Genomic DNA, 19258 nt, shown 5'->3' with positions numbered 1-19258 from the left:
CGTCTGCAGGAGTGAACACATCATGAACTGGTTCTGGATCGGCCTGTGTCTGGCCGCTTTGGCAGCTTGCCTGGGCTTGTGGGTGGTGGGCGGCCCCTGGGTTGCCGCGCGTGGCGAGGCGGGAATCCGGCCGCCGGCGTTCTGGTGGCCCTGGGTGCTGGCACTGGCGCCCTGGTGCGCGCCTTTCGTGACCTGGCGCATGCGCCGGGCGCTCCAGGTATGGGGGCCGCGTGCCGGTCTGGCCTCGCATTGGGAGGTCGAGCGTTGGCTGGCGGCCTGCGTGCTGGCGGGCGGCTGCGGCGCCGCATTGGCCGGCGCCGCGGCCTTGATGGGCAATGTTCCGGCACGGATCGGCATTGTGTCGGCGCTGGCGGGCGCCGGCCTGGGGTTCATCTGGCCGGATCGGATCCTGCGGCGCCGCGCCGCCGGCCGGCGGCTGCGGATGATGCGCGAATTGCCGTTCATGCTGGATTTGCTGACCTTGTGCGTGGAGGCCGGGCTCAGCCTGCCGGCAGCCTTGCATCAGGTCGCCGGCCATGCGCCTGAAGGTCCGCTGCGTCAGAGCCTGCGGGAAGCCGCCGCGCTGGAACGCACCGGCATGGAGCGGTCGCGCTGGTTGCAGCGCTGGGCCGAGCAGGCGGATGTGCCCGGCGTGCGCAACTTGGTGTCGGCGCTGGCGCAGGCCGATCGCCTGGGCATGAGCCTGGGGCCCTTGTTGCGGGCCCAGGCGGAGCGCCAGCGCAGCGAACGGTTTCTGCGCGCCGAGAAACTGGCGCTGGAGGCGCCCGTGCGGATGCTGTTTCCCATGGTGCTGTGCATCTTTCCTTGCACGTTCCTGGTCATCGGCTTTCCCGTGGCGGTCAAGCTGCTGGATGCGGGATTCTGATGCGGGCCGGCCCCTGTCGGCGCCTGGCCTGGCGCGGTCCCCGGGCGCCAGCGCCGTGGCTGGGCCTGGATCGGCCTTTGCGTTTGTATTGCGCGCGCTCTTTCGCCGCGCGGCTGCTTGGGCTGCGCCTGTGGCCGGATTGGGGGGTTCGCCCCAGGGGGCTGCTGCTGCCGGAGTGCCGCGCCGTGCACACACTGGGCCTGGCGCAATCCGTGGATTTGGTATTCCTGGATGCCGCCGGCCGTATCGTGGCGGCACGACGGCAGGCGGGCCCTGGCGGCTATGTGTTTTGCCGGCGCGCGCGGGCCGTGGTCGAATTGCCCGCCGGCTATTGCGCCCGGCCGGATTGGCGCGCTCAGGTCGAGGCGGCCGGGCGGGCCCGGAAGATTGTCGTGTAAATGGGGTAGAAGCTGCAATACAGCAGGGCGGTGACCACGACGTCCAGCGGCAGAGAGAGCCAGGCCAGCAGGCCGGTGGACGCCCCGGCGGCCGCCAGGCCGTCCAGCAGGCCGTGCAGGCCGAAGAACACGGCGGCCCAACTGGCGACATAGACGATGATCGCGTATTTGTTGCGCCAGCAGGCAACCATGGAATAGAACAGTGCCCGGCGCATCGGCAGGCCGTGCCAGCCGACCAGGGCCGGCGTATGCCAGAACAGGGCCGACAGCAGCACGTAAAACAGGCCGAAGACGATCATGGGGCCTTGTATGGCCTGGCTCAAGGCCGCGAAGTCGGGCTGCTCGGCGGTGCCCAGGGCATCGAGCATCGACGACAGGAAGGGCAGTACGGCGGCGAGGGCGGCGATGAAGGAGCACCCCAGGTAGGCCAGGCCCAGCCTCAATTGCGCGCCCGTGGCGCCCGGAGTCTGCAGCGGTTGCAGCCACAGGCCGGGCACGATGCGTACGCCTTCTTCCAGTTTGCGGCAGGCGCATAGGGTCAGGAAGGTCAACAGCGGCGTCAGCAGCACCAGCACCGTTTGTCCCAGCACCGGGATGAGGGCGCCGACGTTGATGAAGAAACTGGTGACGATGCTCCAGAACAGCATGGCCATGGGCTGGCGGCGAAACAGGAAATAACCCTGGAGGATCCAGGACCAGCCGGCGCTGGGAGGCAGGATGGCGGCTTGCAAAGGAGTCATGGGCGGGGCAGTGCGGGCGCGGGCTGTTCGGTTCGCAATCGCAGGATGCGCTCGAAGTGGCGCGGATCGTGCGGCTTGAGCGTTTGCGCCGGCCGGGGCAGATGGTAATCGTACAGGCGCGAGATCCAGAACCGCAGTGCCGCCGCGCGCAGCATGACCGGCCAGGCGGCACGCTCTTGCTCGGTAAAGGGGCGTACGGCGTGGTAGGCCTGCAGCCAGGCCTCCAGGCGCCGGCGCACGAAGGCGCCCGTTGCCCGGTGTATGCACCAGTCGTTGACGCTGACCGCGACGTCGAACAGCCAGGTATCGCAGCCCGCGAAGTAGAAATCGATGAAGCCGCCCATGTGGGGCGACTCGAAGGTGCCGTCGAACAGCACGTTGTCGCGAAAGAGATCGCAATGCGCGGGCCCGAAAGGCAGGCGCGCGGGCGTTCCCGCGGCGGCAAAGGCGATCTGTTCGTCCAGCGTGCCGCGCAGCAGGACAGACTGATCCGCATCCAGGAAGGGCGCCAGCGCGGGGGCGGTGGCTTGCCACCAGTCCAGGCCGCGCAGATTGGGCTGATGGATGGAAAAGTCCTGTGCGGCCAGATGGGCCCGGGCCAGGGTCTGGCCGGCCAGCGCGCAATGGGCCGGACCGGGCTCGGGCTCGTAGCCGCCCGACAGGCGCGTGACGATGGCGGCCGGCTTGCCGTTCAACTCGGTCAGGCGGGTGCCGTCGAGCAGGGTCTGGGGTTCGGGCACGGGGACGCCTCGTCCAGCCAGATGGTGCATTAGTTCGATATAGAACGGCAGTTGGGCCGCCGTCAGAACCTCGAACAGGGTCAGCACATAGGCGCCCCGCGTGGTGTCGAGGAAATAGTTGGTGTTTTCGATGCCGGCGGTGATGCCGCGCAGGGCGACGAGCTCGCCCAACTGGTAGCGTTGCAGTAGCGCGCGGGCGTCGTCTTCGGTGACAGGGGTGAATACGGCCATGGAAATACGCATGCGGCCGCAGAAGGCCGGGGTTCGGGTCGAGGATCGGTCAGCCGCGATTTTAGACGAAAAGCCGCATGCCCCTGCGGTCGGGCCGTGCGGCGCCGGCTAAAATGAAGGATTGCCCTGGAATGTCTTGCATGCCTCACCTTGCCCCCTGGCGCCTGTGCGTGGCGCCGATGATCGACGTCACGGACCGGCATTGCCGGTATTTTCATCGTCTGCTCTCGCCACGCGCTCGTCTGTACACCGAAATGATCACGACCGGCGCCCTGTTGCACGGCGACGTGGGCCGGCATCTGGATTTCGATCCGGCCGAGCACCCGGTCGCCCTGCAATTGGGCGGCAGCGAGCCGGAGGCCCTCGCACAAAGCGCCCGGCTGGGCGAACGCTGGGGCTACGACGAGATCAACCTGAATTGCGGCTGCCCGTCGGAACGGGTCCAGCGCGGCGCCTTCGGCGCCTGCCTGATGGCCGAACCGCGCCTGGTCGCCGATTGCGTTCGCGCCATGCAGGATGCCGTGTCGGTGCCGGTGACGGTCAAGCACCGCCTGGGCCTGGACTACGATGAATCCTATGACTTCGTGCGCGATTTCGTCGGCACTCTGCATGAGGCCGGTTGCAGGGTGTTCATTGTCCATGCGCGCAATGCGGTCCTGAAGGGGCTGTCGCCCAAGGACAACCGGGAAAAACCGCCGCTGCGCTATGCGGAGGCATTGCGTCTGAAGCAGGATTTTCCGGATGCGACGTTCGTATTGAACGGCGGGCTGGCCGAGGTCGAGCGCTGCCTGGACTGGATGGAACGCCTGGACGGCATCATGCTGGGCCGGGCCGCCTGGCATCATCCCGACATTCTGGCCGAACTGCATCGCCGCATGGCGCCGGACGAAGCGCTGCCCGAGCCCGGCGCCGTCCTGGATGCATGGATGGAGTATGTGAGCGTGCAGCATGCGCGCGGCGTGCCGCTGCATATCCTGGTGCGCGGCGCGCTGGGCTGGCGTACCGGCCGGCCCGGGGCGCGGCAATGGCGTCGCATGTTGTCGGACCCCGCCTTGCTGCGGGCCGAAGGCCCCGCAGTCTTGCGCCGCGCCTGGCAAGCGCTGGCCTGAGCGGCGGTTCGTCGTCTCTGGCGCAGGCGTGCCGGCGAAGCCTCAGGCCTTGCGGGCCGAATCGCCCGAGGGGTCGGAGGGCCAGTCGCGGATGTAGGCCTTGAGCATGTCGTTCTCGAATTGCTGTGCCTCGACGATGGCGCGCGCCATGTCGTAGAACGAGATCACGCCCATCAGGGTGGGGCCGTCCATCACTGGGATGTAGCGCGCGTGTTTGTCCAGCATCAGGCGCTGCACTTCATCGGCGTCGGTATTGGGCGTGACGCTGACCGGCGCGTCGTCCATGATGCTGCGCACCGTGTAATCACCGGCTTGGCCATCGTGGGTGTTCAGGTGATTGATGATCTCGCGGAAGGTCAGCATGCCGACGAGCTGGCCATGGTCCATGATGACCAGCGACCCGATGTCGAGCTGGCTCATGGTGGCGATGGCTTCGCGCACCAGCATGTCGGGCGTCCCGGTGTACAGCGTGTCCCCTTTCACGCGCAGGATTTCATTGACTTTCAGCATGTCGATTCCCAGTGGCGCCGTGGTCCGGCTCTTTGTTCAGTATTGTGCATCATCGTTCCGGTTTTCGGTAGCATCGCCTGCGAATAACGCATCCAGGACGGGGGGGTTCCCTTGCAGGGTGAGCGACAGGGCTTCAAGCGTGCCGGCCCGCAGTTCTGTTTGAGCGCGATCGATCAGCAGGCGGTCCACCAGCGGGCCGATATCGGCCCGGGCGGGATCGCAGGCCAGCACCCATTGATCGCCATCGGCCACCGGCACGGCGTAGCCCAGCTCGCGCAGGGCGCCGAGCATGTCGCGCAGGGCGTCGGGGTGGACCCGCAAGTGTTTTTCCAGGTAGCCCAGGCTGCGCCCCGGCGGCAGCGTGCTGCGCGCGCGCCACAGGATGCGCAGGATTTCCAGCGCGTCGACGGCCTGGGCGCCAATCTGGCGCTGCAGCGCCCAGCGATGCAGCCGCAGCGCCGGCAGCAGCGAGGCCACCGTGGCGCCCATCAGGACGACCAGCCAGGACAGGTAGATCCACAGCAAAAAGATCGGCAGGGTGGCAAAGGCCCCGTAGATCACCGTGTAAGAGGGAAAGCGCGTCAGGTAGGCGGTGAAACCGGCCTTCATGACTGTCAGCACCACGGCCGTGCCCAGGCCGCCGAGCGCGGCGTCGCGCCACAGCACGCGGCAATTGGGCACGAACATGAACAAGGCGGTGAAGCCCAGTACGGACATCAGGAAAGGCACTAGGTTGAGCAGCAGGCTCAGCCCTTCAGGCAGGTTGCCGATATAGCCGAGCGATTCGCGCGCGAGCACCGAACTGGCCCACAGGCTGGCGCCCACGAGGATCGGTCCCAGGGAAATGATCGCCCAGTACACCAGCAGCCGCTGGCGCATGGGGCGCTGGCGGGCGACGTTCCAGATTTCGTTGAAGGCCTCGTCGATGGTCATGATGAGCAGGATCGACGTCACGACCAGGAAGGCGCCCCCCACCGCCGTCAGTCCCGAAGCCTGGGCGGCGAACTGGTTCAGATAGCGCATGATGGTGTCTGACACCGAAGGCGGCAGCAGGCTTTCGCCGAGGAAGGTTTCCAGGGCCTTGTGGAATTCTGCGAACAGCGGGAAGGCGGTGAACAGCGCCAGCACCACGGCGAGCATCGGCACGATCGCCAGCACCGTGGTGAAGGTCAGGCTGGAGGCCACCCGCGTCAGTTTTCGGTGGCCGGCGAAGTCCAGCGTGAATCGCAGGATGTCCAGGATGCGAGTGCGGCGTTCGGCCAGAGACGGAGCAGGATTCTGAGAGATCGTCATGAGGCGGGCAGGAGGTTTCGAGTGATAATACCAGTATGGAAAGCATGGAAATCAAATTCAACCCGGGCCTGCACGGCCTGGCGTGCGTCTGCCTGTTCGGCCTGATCGTCCTGTGCGTGGGTTGGGAGCTTTGGTGGGCACCCCTGCGTCCGGGCGGCACGCTGATGGCCCTGAAGGCCGTGCCGTTGCTGTTCGCCGTCAGCGGCGTGCTGCGGCGCAGTCTCTATACCCTGCAGTGGGTGTCGATGCTCAGTCTGCTTTATCTGATGGAAGGCGCCGTGCGCGCCTGGTCCGACACGACGCCGGTGTCGGTCGCCTTGGCGGGCCTGGAAATCCTCCTGTCGCTGGGTCTGTATCTGGGGGCCATCCTGTATGTCCGCCCCGCCAAACGGGCGGCGCGCCGTGGTTGAGCACGCGTCCGTTCCTTCGGCGCTCGACGCTCTGGCGGCGGGCTGTTCGTTCGCGTCCCTGCCGCGCGGATTCTATGCCCAGGTGGCCCCCCGTCCTCTGCGTGCGCCCCGCCTGCTGCATGTCGGCGCGGATGCGGCGGCGCGGGTTGGTCTGGACGCCGCCGCGCTCGATTCGCCCGGTTTTCTCGCTTTGTGTTCCGGCAGCGGCCGGCTGGCCGGCATTGCGCCTCTGGCCACGGTCTACAGCGGCCATCAGTTCGGCGTCTGGGCAGGGCAATTGGGCGATGGGCGCGCGCATCTGCTGGGCGATGTCCAGACGCCGGACGGCACCCTGGAGATCCAGCTCAAGGGCTCGGGCCGCACGCCTTATTCGCGGATGGGCGACGGTTGGGCCGTGCTGCGTTCCAGTGTGCGCGAGTACCTGGCCAGCGAAGCCATGGCGAGCCTGGGCATTCCGACGACCCGGGCGCTGGCCCTGGTCGCATCCGACGATCCGGTGGTGCGCGAGACCGTCGAGACCGCTGCCATCGTCACCCGCCTGGCCCCCAGTTTCGTGCGTTTCGGCCATTTCGAACATTGGGGCCATTCGCACCATGAGCAGAAGGCTTTGCTGGATTATGTCGTCGGGCGCTGGTATCCCGAATGCCGGGTGGACGGCGGCGACGGGATGGACGCGCCGGCCACAGCCTGCCGGTTGCTGGCCGAAGTCACGCGCCGCACGGCGCGCCTGATCGCCCAGTGGCAGCTTGTGGGTTTTTGCCACGGCGTGATGAATACCGACAACATGTCCATCCTGGGCTTGACGCTGGATTACGGGCCGTACGGGTTCATGGATGCTTTCGAGGCCGATCACGTCTGCAATCACAGCGACACGGCAGGCCGCTACGCCTGGAACGCTCAGCCTGCGGTGGCGCGCTGGAATCTGTATCGCCTGGCGGGCAGCCTGCTGGTGCTGGGCTGCGAGGCGTCCGCTCTGGAGGCCTGCCTGGCGCCCTTCGAGGCCGAGTTCCTGGCGGCTTACCGAGCCGGTCTGGGGCGCAAGCTGGGGCTGTCCGAATGGCGGCCGGATGACGCGGCGCTCGAAGACGACTGGTGGGCCTTGCTGCAAACGCAGCGGGCCGACTTTACCTTGGCGTTCCGCCGCCTGTCGGATGCCGACCGCGATGCGGGGCCCTGGCTGTCCCTGTTCGCCGCCCCCGGCGCGGCGCGCGCCTGGCTGGACCGCTATCTGGCCCGGCGGGCCATGCAGGGCGGGGATGAGGCCGCACGCCGGGCGGGTATGGACCGGGCCAACCCCGTCTATGTTCTGCGCAATCATCTGGCGCAACGCGCCATCGAAGCTGCGCAGCAGGGTGATGCCTCGGAAATCGACCGTCTCTCGAATCTGTTGCGGGATCCGTATGCGGAGCGCCCCGGCTTCGAGTTCTACGCCCGCCCACCCGCCGCCGATGCGCCGGCGGTGGCGGTCAGTTGTTCGTCTTGATGGCGGGCCGCAGGGCGGGATAGTCCTCGACGAAGCGGGGTTGGCCGAACAACCAGCCTTGCGCGCGATGGATGCCCAGGACCGACAACCATCGCGCCTGGGTCTCGGTTTCGACGCCTTCGGCCGTGATCGAGAAACCCAGCGTGCCGGCCATCCGGCCGAGATGCCGGACGATTTCCCGGGCGGCGCGGGAATCGTCGAGGCATCGGGTCAGGCGGTGGTCGATCTTGATGCCATCCAGCGCCAGTTCGACCAGAGACTGGAGGTTGGCGTAGCCGGTGCCGAAATCGTCCAGATGCACCTGAATGCCCAGGGCGCGGATTGCCCGGATGACAGGATCGCAGCGTTCGGGTGCCAGCAGGCAGCGTTCGGTCAATTCCACGTTCAGGAGGGCGCCCCCCAGCGCCCGGGACAGATTCGAAAGCAGCTCGACGGACTCCGGGGTTTCCGCATGCGCCGCCGACAGATTGATAGAAAGGCGGACGGATCCCGGGATTCGTCGCGTGATGCAATCCTCGGCGGCCAGGAGGCAGACTTGTTTTGTAATGTCCCGGATCAGACCGATTTTCTCGGCCATGGGAATGAAGACGTCCGGCCCGACGAGTGTCCGGGGCCACCGGATCAGCGCTTCGACGCCGACGGTCCGACGATTGCGCAAGTCGACGATTGGTTGATAGGCCAGGCGGAATTCGCTCTGTGCCAGGGCTTGCCGCAAAGCGGTTTGTAGCGCTGGGCTAGGCGCTTGCGCGATGGCGTTCGGGTCGCAGCCTGTGCCTGGATCGTATGGGAAACCTCCGATTTCCTGTCCTGGTGCAATGTCTTCCATAGGGCATGGCCTTTGATTTTTCGATTCTAGTCAAATCGTTTTGTTACGGATAACATAGTCATTCGTTGAAAGAGATGGGAACGCAGCCGATCTGCATGGGTGGCATTTCGGTTCGCGGCATTCATGAATTCCTGTTTGCCTTAGGCAATCTAATGTCCGTACTTAAGTACGGAGTCAAGGAGTTCATGAGGTGATGCATTGAACATCGGTCGTGCCGCGAAACTCGCCGGCGTGAACGTGGAGACCATCCGCTACTACCAGCGTCGCGGCCTTGTCGCGGTTCCGGTAAAGCCCCTGGGGTCCCATCGACACTATTCTCAGGATGTCGTCGAAAGGATCCGCTTCATCAAGCAGGCTCAGGCCTGGGGCTTCTCGCTCGACGAAATCATCTTGTTGCTGCAGCCGCCGCAGGTCGTGCAGTGCGTGCAGGTGCAGGAATTGGTCCAGGAGAAAATCCAGGTTCTGCGCAGCCGGATGCGGGACTTGAGCAGAATGGTCCGGGGGCTGGAATCCCTGCTGGAGGAATGCCGGGGGCAGCCGAGCTGCGCTCAATGCCCGTTGAGGGCCTATGCGTGCTGCCGGACATTGAATATCCTGGTGCCGCCGGCCTAGGCCTGCCGGGTGCACCCGCCCGGTGGTGAAAGCGCCGGAAGACGGGGGCCGGGTCCCGGTCAAAGGATGCGATAATCAGCCCTCGGGAGGCTCGTTTTGTGCGTTCACCCCACCGTGCGGGCGGAACCGATGGTGCGTACTGTCGGTCAAGCTTCGATGGCCTAATTTCATAGAATTCCTCATGTCCGGAAACACCCTCGGTACCCTGTTTCGTGTCACCAATTTCGGCGAATCGCACGGCCCGGCCATCGGCGCCGTGGTTGACGGCTGCCCGCCGGGAATGGCGCTGTCCGAGGCCGACATCCAGGCCGAACTCGACCGGCGCCGCCCGGGCACTTCGCGCCATGTCACCCAGCGCCGCGAGCCCGACACGGTGGAGATCCTCTCGGGCGTGTTCGAAGGCGTGACCACCGGCACGCCCATCGGCCTGCTGATCCGCAACACCGATGCGCGCAGCAAGGACTACAGCAACATTGCCGATACCTTTCGCCCCGGCCATGCCGACTACGCCTACTGGAAGAAATACGGCGTGCGCGATCCCCGGGGCGGCGGACGCTCTTCGGCCCGCCTGACGGCCCCCACTGTGGCGGCCGGCGCAGTGGCGCGCAAATGGCTGATGCAGGAGTTCGGCGTGCGCATCCGCGGCTACATGAGCCAACTGGGCCCGATCCCGATTCCCTTCGAATCCTGGGACGCCGTGCCGGACAACCCCTTTTACGCGCCCAATGCCGGCATCGTCCCGGAACTCGAGGCCTTCATGGATCGCCTGCGTCATGACGGAGACTCCATCGGCGCGCGCATCGAGGTCACGGCCGATGGGTTGCCCGCCGGTTGGGGCGAACCCATCTATGACCGGCTGGACGCGGACATCGCCCATGCCATGATGGGGCTGAATGCCGTCAAGGGCGTATCGATCGGCTCGGGCTTCGATTGCGTTGCCATGCGCGGCTCGGAACACGGCGACGAACTCGGCCCCGACGGTTTCATGGGCAATCACGCGGGCGGCGTGCTGGGCGGGATTTCCTCCGGACAACCGCTGCGGGTGTCCCTGGCCATCAAGCCCACTTCCAGCATCCGTATCGAGCGCCGTTCCGTGAACCGGGCCAACGAGCCGGTCATGGTGCAGACGCTCGGACGCCACGATCCGTGCGTGGCGATCCGTGCCACGCCCATCGCCGAAGCCCTGCTGGCCATCGTGCTGATGGACCACGCCCTGCGCCACCGGGGGCAATGCGCCTGAGGCAGGCTATGAGGAAATGACCATGAACCGACTCGTCCGAAACCTGTGCGCGATGGGCATGGCCGTACTGCTGGCGGCCTGCGCCCAGGTGCAGACGACCCAATCCGGGCTGGTGGGAGTGAACCGCACCCAGACGATGTCCAGCCTGGTATCAGAAGCCGAGTTGAACCAGGAGGCCGCGGCCCAGTACCGCCAGATCCTGGCGCAGGCCAAGGCCCAGGGTGCCCTGGATCCCTCGGCGGCGCAGACGAAACGCGTCCAGGCGATTTCCCGCAAGCTCATCAATCAGGTCGGCGTCTTCCGCCCCGATGCGCTCAATTGGTCCTGGGAAATCCATGTGTTGAAATCCGGCGAAATCAATGCCTGGTGCATGCCGGGCGGCAAGATCGCGGTCTACACCGGGTTTCTCGACAAGATCCAGCCCACCGATGCCGAGTTGGCCGCCGTGCTGGGGCATGAAATCTCGCATGCCCTGCGAGAGCACGCCCGCGAACAGGTATCGCGCCAGATGGCGACCGGTATCGGGCTGTCGATCCTGTCGGCCGTCACCGGCAGCCAGGCCGTGGCCGATCTGGGTTCCTCGCTGACGCAGGTCATGTTCACCTTGCCCAACAGCCGCTCCAATGAGACCGAGGCCGACCGCATGGGGGTCGAACTGGCCGCCCGCGCCGGCTACGACCCGCGCGCCGCCATCACGTTGTGGCAGAAGATGGAGCGCGCCGGCGGCGGGGGCACGCCCGAGATCCTCTCCACCCATCCTTCGTCGCAAAGCCGGATCGCCGATCTGCGGCAGGCCGCCGCCATCGTGCTGCCGCTGTACCAGGGCAAGCGATAAATAAACCGTCGGGCGCGGCGCTTGCGCCGGCCTTTCGTTATGTCGCTCAGGCTGGTATCTGGTACCTCGGATACCAGGATAAGCATTGGCCTTGTCCGGCGAAATCACGCTGGCATAATGGGTTCATTGCGTCCGTTGAATGGCGGCGCCCATTCCATGATTTCGATTTTCGAGGCCAAGACCATGCCCCAAACCCTGTACGACAAGCTCTGGGACGCCCATGTGGTGCATCAGGGGCCTGACGGCACCTGTCTGCTGTACATCGACCGCCATCTCGTCCATGAAGTCACCAGTCCTCAGGCCTTCGAGGGCCTGGAGCTGGCCGGCCGGCGGCCCTGGCGGATTTCCGCCAACCTGGCCGTGGCCGACCATAACGTGCCCACCACGGCGCGCAACGAGGGGATCCAGGATCCGGTTTCTCGCCTGCAGGTCGAGACCCTGGACAAAAACTGCGAGGCCTGGGGCATCACCGAATTCCGCATGAACGACCACCGTCAGGGCATCGTCCACGTCATCGGGCCGGAACAGGGCGCGACCCTGCCGGGGATGACGGTGGTCTGCGGCGATTCGCATACCAGCACCCATGGCGCCATGGGTGCGCTGGCCTTTGGTATCGGCACCTCCGAAGTCGAGCACGTGCTGGCGACCCAGACGCTGCTGATGAAAAAGAGCCGCAGCATGCTGGTGCGCGTGGAAGGCGAACTGCCTTTCGGCTGCACGGCCAAAGACCTGATCCTGTATGTGATCGGGCGCATCGGCACGGCGGGCGGCACCGGCTACGCCATCGAATTCGGCGGCAGCGCCGTGCGCGCGCTGTCCATGGAAGGGCGCATGACCGTCTGCAACATGGCCATCGAGGCCGGCGCGCGTTCCGGCATGATCGCCGTGGATCAGACCACCATCGATTATTTCAAGGGCCGCCCCTACGCGCCGGAAGGCGCGCAATGGGACCAGGCCGTGGCTTACTGGCGCACGCTGCATTCCGACCCGGATGCGACCTTCGACCGTGTGGTCGAGATCGATGCGGCCGATATCGAGCCCCAGGTCAGTTGGGGCACCTCGCCTGAAATGGTGGCCGCGGTCGGCGCCCAGGTGCCGGACCCAGCGGCCGAGGCCGATACCGTGCGCCGCAAGGGCATGGAGCGGGCGCTGCAGTATATGGATCTGAAGGCGGGCACGCCGCTGGCCGAGATCGCCATCGATAAAGTCTTCATCGGTTCCTGCACCAATGCGCGCATCGAGGATCTGCGCGCCGCTGCGGCCGTGGCCAAAGGCCGCCGCGTGGCGCCCAACGTGCGCCTGGCCATGGTGGTGCCGGGCTCGGGGCTGGTCAAGGCCCAGGCCGAACACGAAGGCCTGGACCGTATCTTCCTGGATGCCGGCTTCGAATGGCGCGAACCGGGCTGTTCGATGTGCCTGGCCATGAACGCGGATCGGCTGGAACCCGGCGAACGCTGCGCTTCGACCTCGAACCGGAACTTCGAAGGCCGCCAGGGGCAGGGCGGACGCACCCATCTGGTCAGTCCCGCCATGGCCGCCGCCGCCGCCGTGGCCGGGCATTTCGTCGACGTACGCACTTTCCAATAGGATCCATCATGCAAGCCTTCTCCACGCACCGGGGCCTGGTCGCCCCCCTGGACCGGGAAAACGTCGATACCGACCTGATCATTCCCAAACAGTTTCTGAAATCCATCAAGCGCACCGGCTTCGGCCCGAACCTGTTCGATGAACTGCGCTATCTGGACCACGGCGAGCCCGGCATGGACAACAGCAAACGGCCGGTGAACCCGGACTTCGTGCTGAACAAGGCGCGCTACCAGGGCGCGTCGATTCTGCTGTGCCGCAAGAACTTCGGCTGCGGTTCCAGCCGGGAGCACGCGCCCTGGGCCTTGCAGCAGTTCGGTTTCCGGGCGCTCATCGCCCCGTCCTATGCGGACATCTTCTTCAACAATAGTTTCAAGAACGGCCTGCTGCCGATCACATTGCCCGAAGCGGTCGTGGCGCGCCTGTTCCAGGCCGTCGAAGCCGCCCCGGGCTACGCGCTGACCGTGGATCTGGCGGAGCAGCGGGTGACCGCGCCCGATGGCGAAACCTGGTCTTTCGAGGTCGATGCCTACCGCAAGGAATCCCTGCTCAAGGGCCTGGACGAGATCGGCCAGACCTTGCTTCACGCGGACCGGATCCGCGCTTTCGAGGCGCAACGCCTGGCGCAGCATCCCTGGCTGGTCCGCCAGAATCCCGGAAGCCTTTAGGCGGGTCTTTTCTTCAACCCGGGCGCCGTCTGTCGGCGGCGCCTTTTGCCTGGCCATGGGCGTGCGTAAGAACCCACGCACTCATGGCCGGGCTTTTGCCCATCGGAAATTTTCATGACTTCTCGCATTGCAGTCCTGCCGGGCGACGGCATCGGTCCGGAAATCGTTGAGCAGGCGGTGCGCGTATTGCGCGCGCTGGACCTGGACCTGGAACTGACCGAGGCGCCCGTGGGCGGCGCCGCCTATGCGGCCAAGGGCCATCCCTTGCCCGAAGACACTCTGGCGCTGGCCAAGCGCGCCGATGCCATTCTGTTCGGCGCCGTGGGCGACTGGAAATACGACAGCCTGGAACGCGCCCTGCGCCCGGAGCAGGCCGTGCTGGGCTTGCGCAAGGCGCTGGGGCTGTTCGCCAATCTGCGCCCGGCGATCCTGTATCCCGAGCTTGCCAACGCCTCGTCGCTCAAGCCCGAGGTGGTCGCCGGCCTGGACATCCTGATCGTGCGCGAGCTGACCGGCGACATCTATTTCGGCCAGCCGCGCGGGGTCCGCACGCTGGCCGACGGCCCGTTCGCCGGTGATCGCCAGGGCTATGACACCATGCACTACGCTGAAACGGAAATCCGCCGCATCGCCCATGTGGCCTTCCAGGCCGCCGCCAAGCGCCGGGGCCGGCTGTGCAGCGTGGACAAGGCCAACGTGCTGGAAACCTCGCAGTTCTGGCGCGACGTCATGATAGACGTGGCCCGCGAATATCCCCAGGTGGAACTGTCCCATATGTACGTGGACAATGCGGCCATGCAGTTGGTCAGAGAACCCAAGGCTTTCGACGTCGTGGTGACCGGCAATCTGTTTGGCGACATCCTGTCGGACGAGGCCGCCATGCTGACGGGCTCGATCGGCATGCTGCCGTCGGCCTCGCTGAATGCCAGCCGGCAGGGCTTGTACGAGCCCAGCCACGGCTCGGCGCCGGACATCGCCGGGCAGAACGTCGCCAATCCTTTGGCCACCATCCTGTCGGCCGCCATGATGTTGCGCTATTCCCTGGATTCAGCCTCTGCGGCCGACCGGATCGAGGCTGCCGTGCAATCCGTGCTGGCGCAGGGCCTGCGCACGGCCGACATCCATGAGGCCGGCACCACACGGGTTTCGACTTCGGAAATGGGCGATGCGGTGCTGAAGGCATTAAACTGAAGCATTAAACTAAGCATCCAATACTCACACTCACTACGGTTCAGGCAGGGATTTATGGCTCAGGCAGTTGGTTTGGTCGGTTGGCGCGGAATGGTCGGCTCGGTGCTCATGCAGCGCATGCGCGACGAAAAGGACTTCGATTTGTTCGAGCCGGTCTTCTTTTCCACCAGCAACGCAGGCGGCGCGGCGCCGTCCTGGGCGGCCGGCGCCGGCCCCCTGCAGGATGCGCACGACATCGACGCGTTGCGCAAGCTGCCGATCATCCTGACGGCGCAGGGCGGCGACTACACCTCGGCCGTCTATCCGAAGCTGCGCGCCGCCGGCTGGACGGGGCTGTGGATCGATGCCGCCAGCACGCTGCGCATGAAGGACGACGCCATCATCGTCCTGGATCCGGTCAACCGCCCGGTGATCGACGCCGCCCTGCAGCGCGGCGTGCGCGACTTCATCGGCGGCAATTGCACCGTCAGTTGCATGCTGATGGGCCTGGCGGGCCTGTTCAAGGCCGACATGGTCGAGTGGATGACCTCCATGACCTATCAGGCCGCTTCGGGCGGCGGCGCGCGTCACATGCGCGAATTGCTGATCCAGTTCGGCATCCTCAACCAGGCCGTGAGCGCGCAGCTTGCCGATCCCGCTTCGGCCATTCTCGACATCGACCGGGGCGTCCTGCAGGCCCAGCAGAACCCCGGCCTGCCGCGGGAAAACTTCGGCGTGCCCCTGGGCGGCAGCCTGATTCCCTGGATCGACAAAGATTTGGGCGATGGCATGTCGCGCGAGGAATGGAAGGGCGGCGCGGAAACCAACAAGATCCTGGGCCGGGGGCCGGGGTTCGGCACCGACCCCGTGCCGGTCGACGGCCTGTGCGTGCGGATCGGCGCCATGCGTTGCCACAGCCAGGCGCTGACCATCAAGCTGCGGCGCGACATTCCTCTGGATGAAATCAATGAGGCGGTGCGCACCGGCACCGAGTGGGCCCGCCTGGTGCCCAACGACCGCGACTCCTCCATGCAGGCATTGACACCCGTGGCCGTGACCGGCACGCTGGACATTCCCGTCGGCCGCCTGCGCAAGATGTCGATGGGGCCTCAATACCTGAGTGCTTTCACGGTGGGCGACCAGTTGCTGTGGGGCGCCGCCGAACCTCTGCGCCGCATGCTGCGCATCGCCCTGGGTGAACTCTGAATGAAAAAACACGCTGCCGTCCGCCGGATCCGAGACCTTTCAACCTCGATGCGGGTGACGCGCCGCAGACCGATGGGCCGCCTGGCCGCTGGCGTTGTGGCGCTGGCGTTCCTGGCGGGCGCGGCTGCCCAGGCTGCCACCTTCGGCCATGCGCGCCTGGCCTCTGGTGCCGGCGAGCCGCTGTTGATCCTGGTACCGGTATCCGGCCTGACCGAGGCCGACGTGCAGGCCCTGTCGGCCAAGCCTGCGCCGGCCGCCGACTGGGCCCGGGCGGGCCTGACGCCGCCTGTGCCGCTCGACAGCCTGTCGGTTTCCGTGGGCGCGGATGTCCGGCCCGATGGGCGCCGCATTCTGCGCGTCGGCTCGGGGCAGGCCTTTGCCGGCCCGTTGGCCGATCTGCTGCTCGATGTGCGCACGGCAACCGGTGAACAACGCTATCAGGTTTCCCTGATCGCGCCGGGGCCGTCGCGCGCCGCCGCTTCGCCCGCCGCGCAGTCCGCTGGCCAGGGCGGCGCCTCGGCAACCGCCGTCGGCGCGGCGCCCCACACCAGCGTCCGGCGCGTGCCCGCCGGCGCCATTTCCGTGCGTCCAGGCGATACGATGTTTGCCATCGGCCGCCGCCATGCGGTCGATGGCGTGTCCATCTATCAATTGATGCTGGCGCTGCAACGCGCCAACCCCCAGGCCTTCATCCACGACAACGTCAATCTGGTCCGCGCGGGCGCGTCTCTGGCCGTGCCGGACATCAACGACATGCTGTCGATCTCCGACGCCGAGGCGCGCCGCCAGTTCCAGGTGCAGGCCGCCGCCTTTGCGCAGATGCGCGGCCGCCTGGCGGGCGGCGCGTCCGCCGCCGACGCGCGTCCGGCCTCGGCGGGCGGAATCTCGCAAGACGACTCGCAGGCGGCCGCCTCGTCGGCGGGCGCGGCGGGCGACCGCCTGCGTCTGACTGAATCCGGTCGCGCTAGCGACGACGCGGCTGCCGACGCCCGCACCGCACGCGGCCATGCCCTCAAGGACGCCGAGGCCCGAGTCGATCAGCTCCAGGGCAATGTCCAGAATCTGAACCAGGCCCTGCAATCCCAGGGAGAGGCGGCGCGCAGCGCCGTGGTGCAAGGGGTCGAGGCCATCGGCGACTCGGTCCAGCAGATTGCCAGCGCCATCAGCGAAGCCAGCCAGGAAGCCGCCGCTCAGGCCGGCGATACGGGCGCGGCAGGCACGGCATCCGGATCCGCCGCGGCGGCCGGCGCCCATGGCGCCGGCAACACATCCGGCTCAGCCGGCGCCGCTGCCGCAAACGCGCCGGGGGGGCAGGCTTCCCGCGCGGGGGCGGCTGCCGCGTCCCCGGGCGCTTCCGCAGCCGCGGCAGGGGCTGGCACAGCGGCCCTTACCGGGGCGGCCGCCGCGCCGGCAGCCCAGGCGGCCGAACTGCAGCCTTCCGAGCACGCCCAGGAGCGGGTCTCGTGGCTTCAAGACCATTTGTTGGGCGTGATGACGGGGCTTCTGGCCCTGATCGTGCTCATCATCGCCTGGCTGTTGCGGCGAGCCAATGCCGCCCGGGACGAGGCCGACGCGGATCCCGGCGTGACGGAGTCCATGGTGCGCGAACGGCTCCAGGACATCGACCTGGATCTCGAACCGGGCGAATCCCGTCCGCCGCAGCGTTGAAGCGGTATAGGCGGGCGGCCATGCCGGCCCGGTGTCCGCATCGCTGCAACGCCATGCCTATCGGAAGCCGATCTTCATGGGACGTATCGCGCTTGGCCTGAGCTACGACGGCCGGGGCTGGCAAGGCTGGCAGACTCAGCCCGGCGGCCGCACGCTGCAGGATACGCTGGAGGCTGCGCTGCGCCGCTTCCTGGCGGCACCCGCCGTGGCCACAATCTGCGCCGGCCGTACCGACGCCGGCGTGCATGCGCTCCAGCAAGTCGTGCACCTGGACACCGCCGCCGCGCGGCGGGACGAATCCTGGGTGAGGGGGGTGAATGCCCTGCTGCCCGAAAGCGTGGCCGTGCAGTGGGCCTGCGCTGTTCCGGATGGATTTCATGCGCGGTTCGATGCCCGGACCCGCACGTATTTCTACGTCCTGCGCAGCGCTCCGATCCGTTCTCCCGTCCTGCACGGCCGGGTCGGCTGGGTGCACGATCCGCTTGACGAATCGGCCATGCGCGCCGCCGCCGCCCTGCTGACAGGCGAACACGATTTCAGCGCTTTTCGTTCATCCGGGTGCCAGGCGGCCAGTCCGGTGCGCACGCTGCAGGCCCTGGATATCCACCGGAGCGGGGGTTTTCTGATTTTCGAGTTTCGCGCCAACGCCTTTTTGCATCATATGGTGCGCAACCTCATGGGCGTGCTGGTCATGGTGGGTCGGGGCAGACGCGCGCCCGAGTGGGCGGCCGAATTGCTGCGCGACCGCGACCGGAAACGGGCCGCGCCCACGTTCATGCCCGACGGCCTGTACCTGGCCCATGCCGACTATCCGGGGGCGCAGTTGCCGCAGCGCACGGCCCGGGAAGCCTTGCGTCATCACCTGGGCATGCTTTGAATCATGCGTGGCGCCGGGCCTGCGCCCATGTGCACGGAACGCATGAATTCGCCGTCTATCCGGGCGATTCCCGAGGCGGTGCGCTTGACGCTTCGTATAGAATTGAGCGATTTGATTGCGAACGGGGCACACGTGCCGTTCCCCTTCATGGAAGCACGATGAAACCTCTCTTGACGATAGCCCGGTGGATCGACCAGTGGAACACCCTGGTGGGCCAGGCGGTGACCTGGCTGGTGCTGGTGGTGGCCCTGGTCAGTGCCGGCAATGCCGTGATGCGCAAGCTGTTCAGCCTCAGCTCCAACACGTGGCTTGAATTGCAGTGGTATCTGTTCGGGGCCATTTTCCTGCTGGCGGCGGGCTATACCTTTTTGCGCAACGAGCACGTGCGGGTGGACGTCCTGGCGCAAAAGCTTCCTGAGCGCGCCCAGGTCGGGATCGAAATCTTCGGCGTGCTGTTCTTCCTGATGCCGGCGGCCTGCCTGGTGTTCTGGCTGTCGATTCCGTTCTTCTGGGAATCCTGGATCACGCACGAGCTGTCCTCGAATACCGACGGCCTGATCCGCTGGCCGGCCAAGCTCCTGATCCCGGTCGGCTTCGCCTTCCTGATCCTGGCCGGGCTGTCGCATTTGATCAAGTGCGTCGGATTCCTGCGTGGCTTGTGTCCCAATCCGATGCGGGTTTCCAGCGGCAAGAGCGACGAAGAGGCATTGGTGGAAGACATCCTGGCCCAGCAGCGGCAGGCCGGCATCGAAGCAGGGCAGGGGCGCTGAGC

At 66.6% G+C, this 19258-nt stretch carries 20 protein-coding genes; 15 read left to right on the top strand and 5 right to left on the bottom strand.

The window, feature by feature from the left end; all coding sequences use genetic code 11:
- Positions 1-22: 22 nt before the first annotated feature.
- Both ABRZ00_RS12590 and ABRZ00_RS12585 read left to right on the top strand, forming a co-directional pair.
- Positions 23-886 carry a type II secretion system F family protein gene (locus ABRZ00_RS12590; protein WP_343835253.1) on the top strand — a complete coding sequence of 288 codons (864 nt, stop codon included), beginning with the start codon at positions 23-25 and terminating at the stop codon, positions 884-886.
- A 77-nt stretch (positions 887-963) separates the two neighbouring features.
- Complete coding sequence (locus ABRZ00_RS12585) at positions 964-1284, top strand: DUF192 domain-containing protein (RefSeq protein WP_368641796.1); 321 nt, start codon at positions 964-966, stop codon at positions 1282-1284.
- Here the strand turns inward: ABRZ00_RS12585 and ABRZ00_RS12580 are convergent.
- A complete protein-coding gene (locus ABRZ00_RS12580) occupies positions 1242-2024 on the bottom strand; it encodes a BPSS1780 family membrane protein (protein WP_368641797.1) in 783 nt (260 codons plus the stop codon). The two genes, ABRZ00_RS12585 and ABRZ00_RS12580, sit on opposite strands and share 43 nt — an antisense overlap.
- Positions 2021-2995 (bottom strand): homoserine kinase, encoded by a 975-nt coding sequence (locus tag ABRZ00_RS12575; protein WP_368641798.1) that lies wholly within the window; start codon positions 2993-2995, stop codon positions 2021-2023. The genes ABRZ00_RS12580 and ABRZ00_RS12575 overlap by 4 nt, the downstream gene beginning before the upstream one ends.
- Before the next feature lie 140 nt (positions 2996-3135).
- Here ABRZ00_RS12575 and dusA point away from each other — a divergent pair, with 140 nt between their 5' ends.
- A complete protein-coding gene (dusA, locus tag ABRZ00_RS12570) occupies positions 3136-4104 on the top strand; it encodes a tRNA dihydrouridine(20/20a) synthase DusA (RefSeq protein ID WP_368641799.1) in 969 nt (322 codons plus the stop codon).
- A 42-nt stretch (positions 4105-4146) separates the two neighbouring features.
- On the opposite strand, the gene ABRZ00_RS12565 is transcribed toward dusA, so the two are convergent.
- Positions 4147-4614, bottom strand: a complete 468-nt coding sequence (locus tag ABRZ00_RS12565; RefSeq protein ID WP_368641800.1) for a CBS domain-containing protein — start codon at positions 4612-4614, stop codon at positions 4147-4149.
- Between the two features lie 36 nt (positions 4615-4650).
- Entirely contained in the window at positions 4651-5907 is a 1257-nt protein-coding gene (locus ABRZ00_RS12560) for a YihY family inner membrane protein (RefSeq protein WP_343835245.1), read from the bottom strand.
- A 44-nt stretch (positions 5908-5951) separates the two neighbouring features.
- Between ABRZ00_RS12560 and ABRZ00_RS12555 the strand changes: the two genes are divergently transcribed.
- Together ABRZ00_RS12555 and ABRZ00_RS12550 are read left to right on the top strand one after the other, a co-directional pair.
- Positions 5952-6317, top strand: a complete 366-nt coding sequence (locus ABRZ00_RS12555; protein ID WP_368641801.1) for a DUF2069 domain-containing protein — start codon at positions 5952-5954, stop codon at positions 6315-6317.
- A complete protein-coding gene (locus tag ABRZ00_RS12550; protein ID WP_368641802.1) occupies positions 6280-7800 on the top strand; it encodes a YdiU family protein in 1521 nt (506 codons plus the stop codon). The genes ABRZ00_RS12555 and ABRZ00_RS12550 overlap by 38 nt, the downstream gene beginning before the upstream one ends.
- Here the strand turns inward: ABRZ00_RS12550 and ABRZ00_RS12545 are convergent.
- On the bottom strand, positions 7784-8515 hold the full coding sequence (locus ABRZ00_RS12545; RefSeq protein ID WP_368641803.1) for an EAL domain-containing protein: 732 nt from the start codon (positions 8513-8515) through the stop codon (positions 7784-7786). The genes ABRZ00_RS12550 and ABRZ00_RS12545 overlap by 17 nt on opposite strands.
- Before the next feature lie 309 nt (positions 8516-8824).
- Here ABRZ00_RS12545 and ABRZ00_RS12540 point away from each other — a divergent pair, with 309 nt between their 5' ends.
- The 10 genes from ABRZ00_RS12540 (at position 8825) to ABRZ00_RS12495 (ending at position 19256) form a co-directional block, all read left to right on the top strand.
- Positions 8825-9238 carry a MerR family transcriptional regulator gene (locus ABRZ00_RS12540; RefSeq protein WP_343835240.1) on the top strand — a complete coding sequence of 138 codons (414 nt, stop codon included), beginning with the start codon at positions 8825-8827 and terminating at the stop codon, positions 9236-9238.
- A 181-nt stretch (positions 9239-9419) separates the two neighbouring features.
- Entirely contained in the window at positions 9420-10478 is a 1059-nt protein-coding gene (gene aroC / locus ABRZ00_RS12535) for a chorismate synthase (RefSeq protein ID WP_343835238.1), read from the top strand.
- A gap of 16 nt (positions 10479-10494) precedes the next feature.
- On the top strand, positions 10495-11313 hold the full coding sequence (locus ABRZ00_RS12530) for a M48 family metallopeptidase (RefSeq protein WP_368641804.1): 819 nt from the start codon (positions 10495-10497) through the stop codon (positions 11311-11313).
- A gap of 183 nt (positions 11314-11496) precedes the next feature.
- Positions 11497-12900, top strand: a complete 1404-nt coding sequence (gene leuC / locus ABRZ00_RS12525) for a 3-isopropylmalate dehydratase large subunit (protein ID WP_368642837.1) — start codon at positions 11497-11499, stop codon at positions 12898-12900.
- Between the two features lie 8 nt (positions 12901-12908).
- Complete coding sequence (gene leuD, locus ABRZ00_RS12520) at positions 12909-13565, top strand: 3-isopropylmalate dehydratase small subunit (protein WP_368641805.1); 657 nt, start codon at positions 12909-12911, stop codon at positions 13563-13565.
- 114 nt (positions 13566-13679) lie between these two features.
- The gene (gene leuB / locus ABRZ00_RS12515) at positions 13680-14756 is read left to right on the top strand and encodes a 3-isopropylmalate dehydrogenase (protein WP_368644323.1); all 1077 of its coding nucleotides are present in this window, start codon (positions 13680-13682) and stop codon (positions 14754-14756) included.
- Positions 14757-14810: 54 nt separating this feature from the next.
- Positions 14811-15941, top strand: a complete 1131-nt coding sequence (gene asd, locus ABRZ00_RS12510; RefSeq protein WP_343835231.1) for an aspartate-semialdehyde dehydrogenase — start codon at positions 14811-14813, stop codon at positions 15939-15941.
- A complete protein-coding gene (locus tag ABRZ00_RS12505) occupies positions 15942-17609 on the top strand; it encodes a FimV family protein (protein WP_368644322.1) in 1668 nt (555 codons plus the stop codon). It begins immediately after the preceding gene.
- A gap of 76 nt (positions 17610-17685) precedes the next feature.
- Positions 17686-18486 (top strand): tRNA pseudouridine(38-40) synthase TruA, encoded by an 801-nt coding sequence (gene truA, locus ABRZ00_RS12500; RefSeq protein ID WP_368644321.1) that lies wholly within the window; start codon positions 17686-17688, stop codon positions 18484-18486.
- A gap of 158 nt (positions 18487-18644) precedes the next feature.
- Entirely contained in the window at positions 18645-19256 is a 612-nt protein-coding gene (locus ABRZ00_RS12495; protein WP_343835227.1) for a TRAP transporter small permease subunit, read from the top strand.
- The last annotated feature ends 2 nt before the right edge of the window (positions 19257-19258 follow it).

Origin of the sequence: Castellaniella ginsengisoli (genome assembly GCF_040955415.1) — a bacterium.
Taxonomy (GTDB): domain Bacteria; phylum Pseudomonadota; class Gammaproteobacteria; order Burkholderiales; family Burkholderiaceae_B; genus Castellaniella; species Castellaniella ginsengisoli.
The sequence above is the reverse complement of the archived record's forward strand: the minus strand, read 5'-3'. Positions and strand labels throughout refer to the sequence as shown.

Excerpts from the sequence above, each read along its gene's own strand:
- ABRZ00_RS12590 (WP_343835253.1), top strand. The coding sequence starts at position 23 with ATGAACTGGTTCTGGATCGGCCTGTGTCTGGCCGCTTTGGCAGCTTGC.
- ABRZ00_RS12580 (WP_368641797.1), bottom strand. The coding sequence starts at position 2,024 with ATGACTCCTTTGCAAGCCGCCATCCTGCCTCCCAGCGCCGGCTGGTCC.
- ABRZ00_RS12575 (WP_368641798.1), bottom strand. The coding sequence starts at position 2,995 with ATGGCCGTATTCACCCCTGTCACCGAAGACGACGCCCGCGCGCTACTG.
- dusA (WP_368641799.1), top strand. The coding sequence starts at position 3,136 with ATGCCTCACCTTGCCCCCTGGCGCCTGTGCGTGGCGCCGATGATCGAC.
- ABRZ00_RS12565 (WP_368641800.1), bottom strand. The coding sequence starts at position 4,614 with ATGCTGAAAGTCAATGAAATCCTGCGCGTGAAAGGGGACACGCTGTAC.
- ABRZ00_RS12560 (WP_343835245.1), bottom strand. The coding sequence starts at position 5,907 with ATGACGATCTCTCAGAATCCTGCTCCGTCTCTGGCCGAACGCCGCACT.
- ABRZ00_RS12555 (WP_368641801.1), top strand. The coding sequence starts at position 5,952 with ATGGAAATCAAATTCAACCCGGGCCTGCACGGCCTGGCGTGCGTCTGC.
- ABRZ00_RS12550 (WP_368641802.1), top strand. The coding sequence starts at position 6,280 with ATGTCCGCCCCGCCAAACGGGCGGCGCGCCGTGGTTGAGCACGCGTCC.
- aroC (WP_343835238.1), top strand. The coding sequence starts at position 9,420 with ATGTCCGGAAACACCCTCGGTACCCTGTTTCGTGTCACCAATTTCGGC.
- ABRZ00_RS12530 (WP_368641804.1), top strand. The coding sequence starts at position 10,495 with ATGACCATGAACCGACTCGTCCGAAACCTGTGCGCGATGGGCATGGCC.
- leuC (WP_368642837.1), top strand. The coding sequence starts at position 11,497 with ATGCCCCAAACCCTGTACGACAAGCTCTGGGACGCCCATGTGGTGCAT.
- leuD (WP_368641805.1), top strand. The coding sequence starts at position 12,909 with ATGCAAGCCTTCTCCACGCACCGGGGCCTGGTCGCCCCCCTGGACCGG.
- leuB (WP_368644323.1), top strand. The coding sequence starts at position 13,680 with ATGACTTCTCGCATTGCAGTCCTGCCGGGCGACGGCATCGGTCCGGAA.
- asd (WP_343835231.1), top strand. The coding sequence starts at position 14,811 with ATGGCTCAGGCAGTTGGTTTGGTCGGTTGGCGCGGAATGGTCGGCTCG.
- ABRZ00_RS12505 (WP_368644322.1), top strand. The coding sequence starts at position 15,942 with ATGAAAAAACACGCTGCCGTCCGCCGGATCCGAGACCTTTCAACCTCG.
- truA (WP_368644321.1), top strand. The coding sequence starts at position 17,686 with ATGGGACGTATCGCGCTTGGCCTGAGCTACGACGGCCGGGGCTGGCAA.
- ABRZ00_RS12495 (WP_343835227.1), top strand. The coding sequence starts at position 18,645 with ATGAAACCTCTCTTGACGATAGCCCGGTGGATCGACCAGTGGAACACC.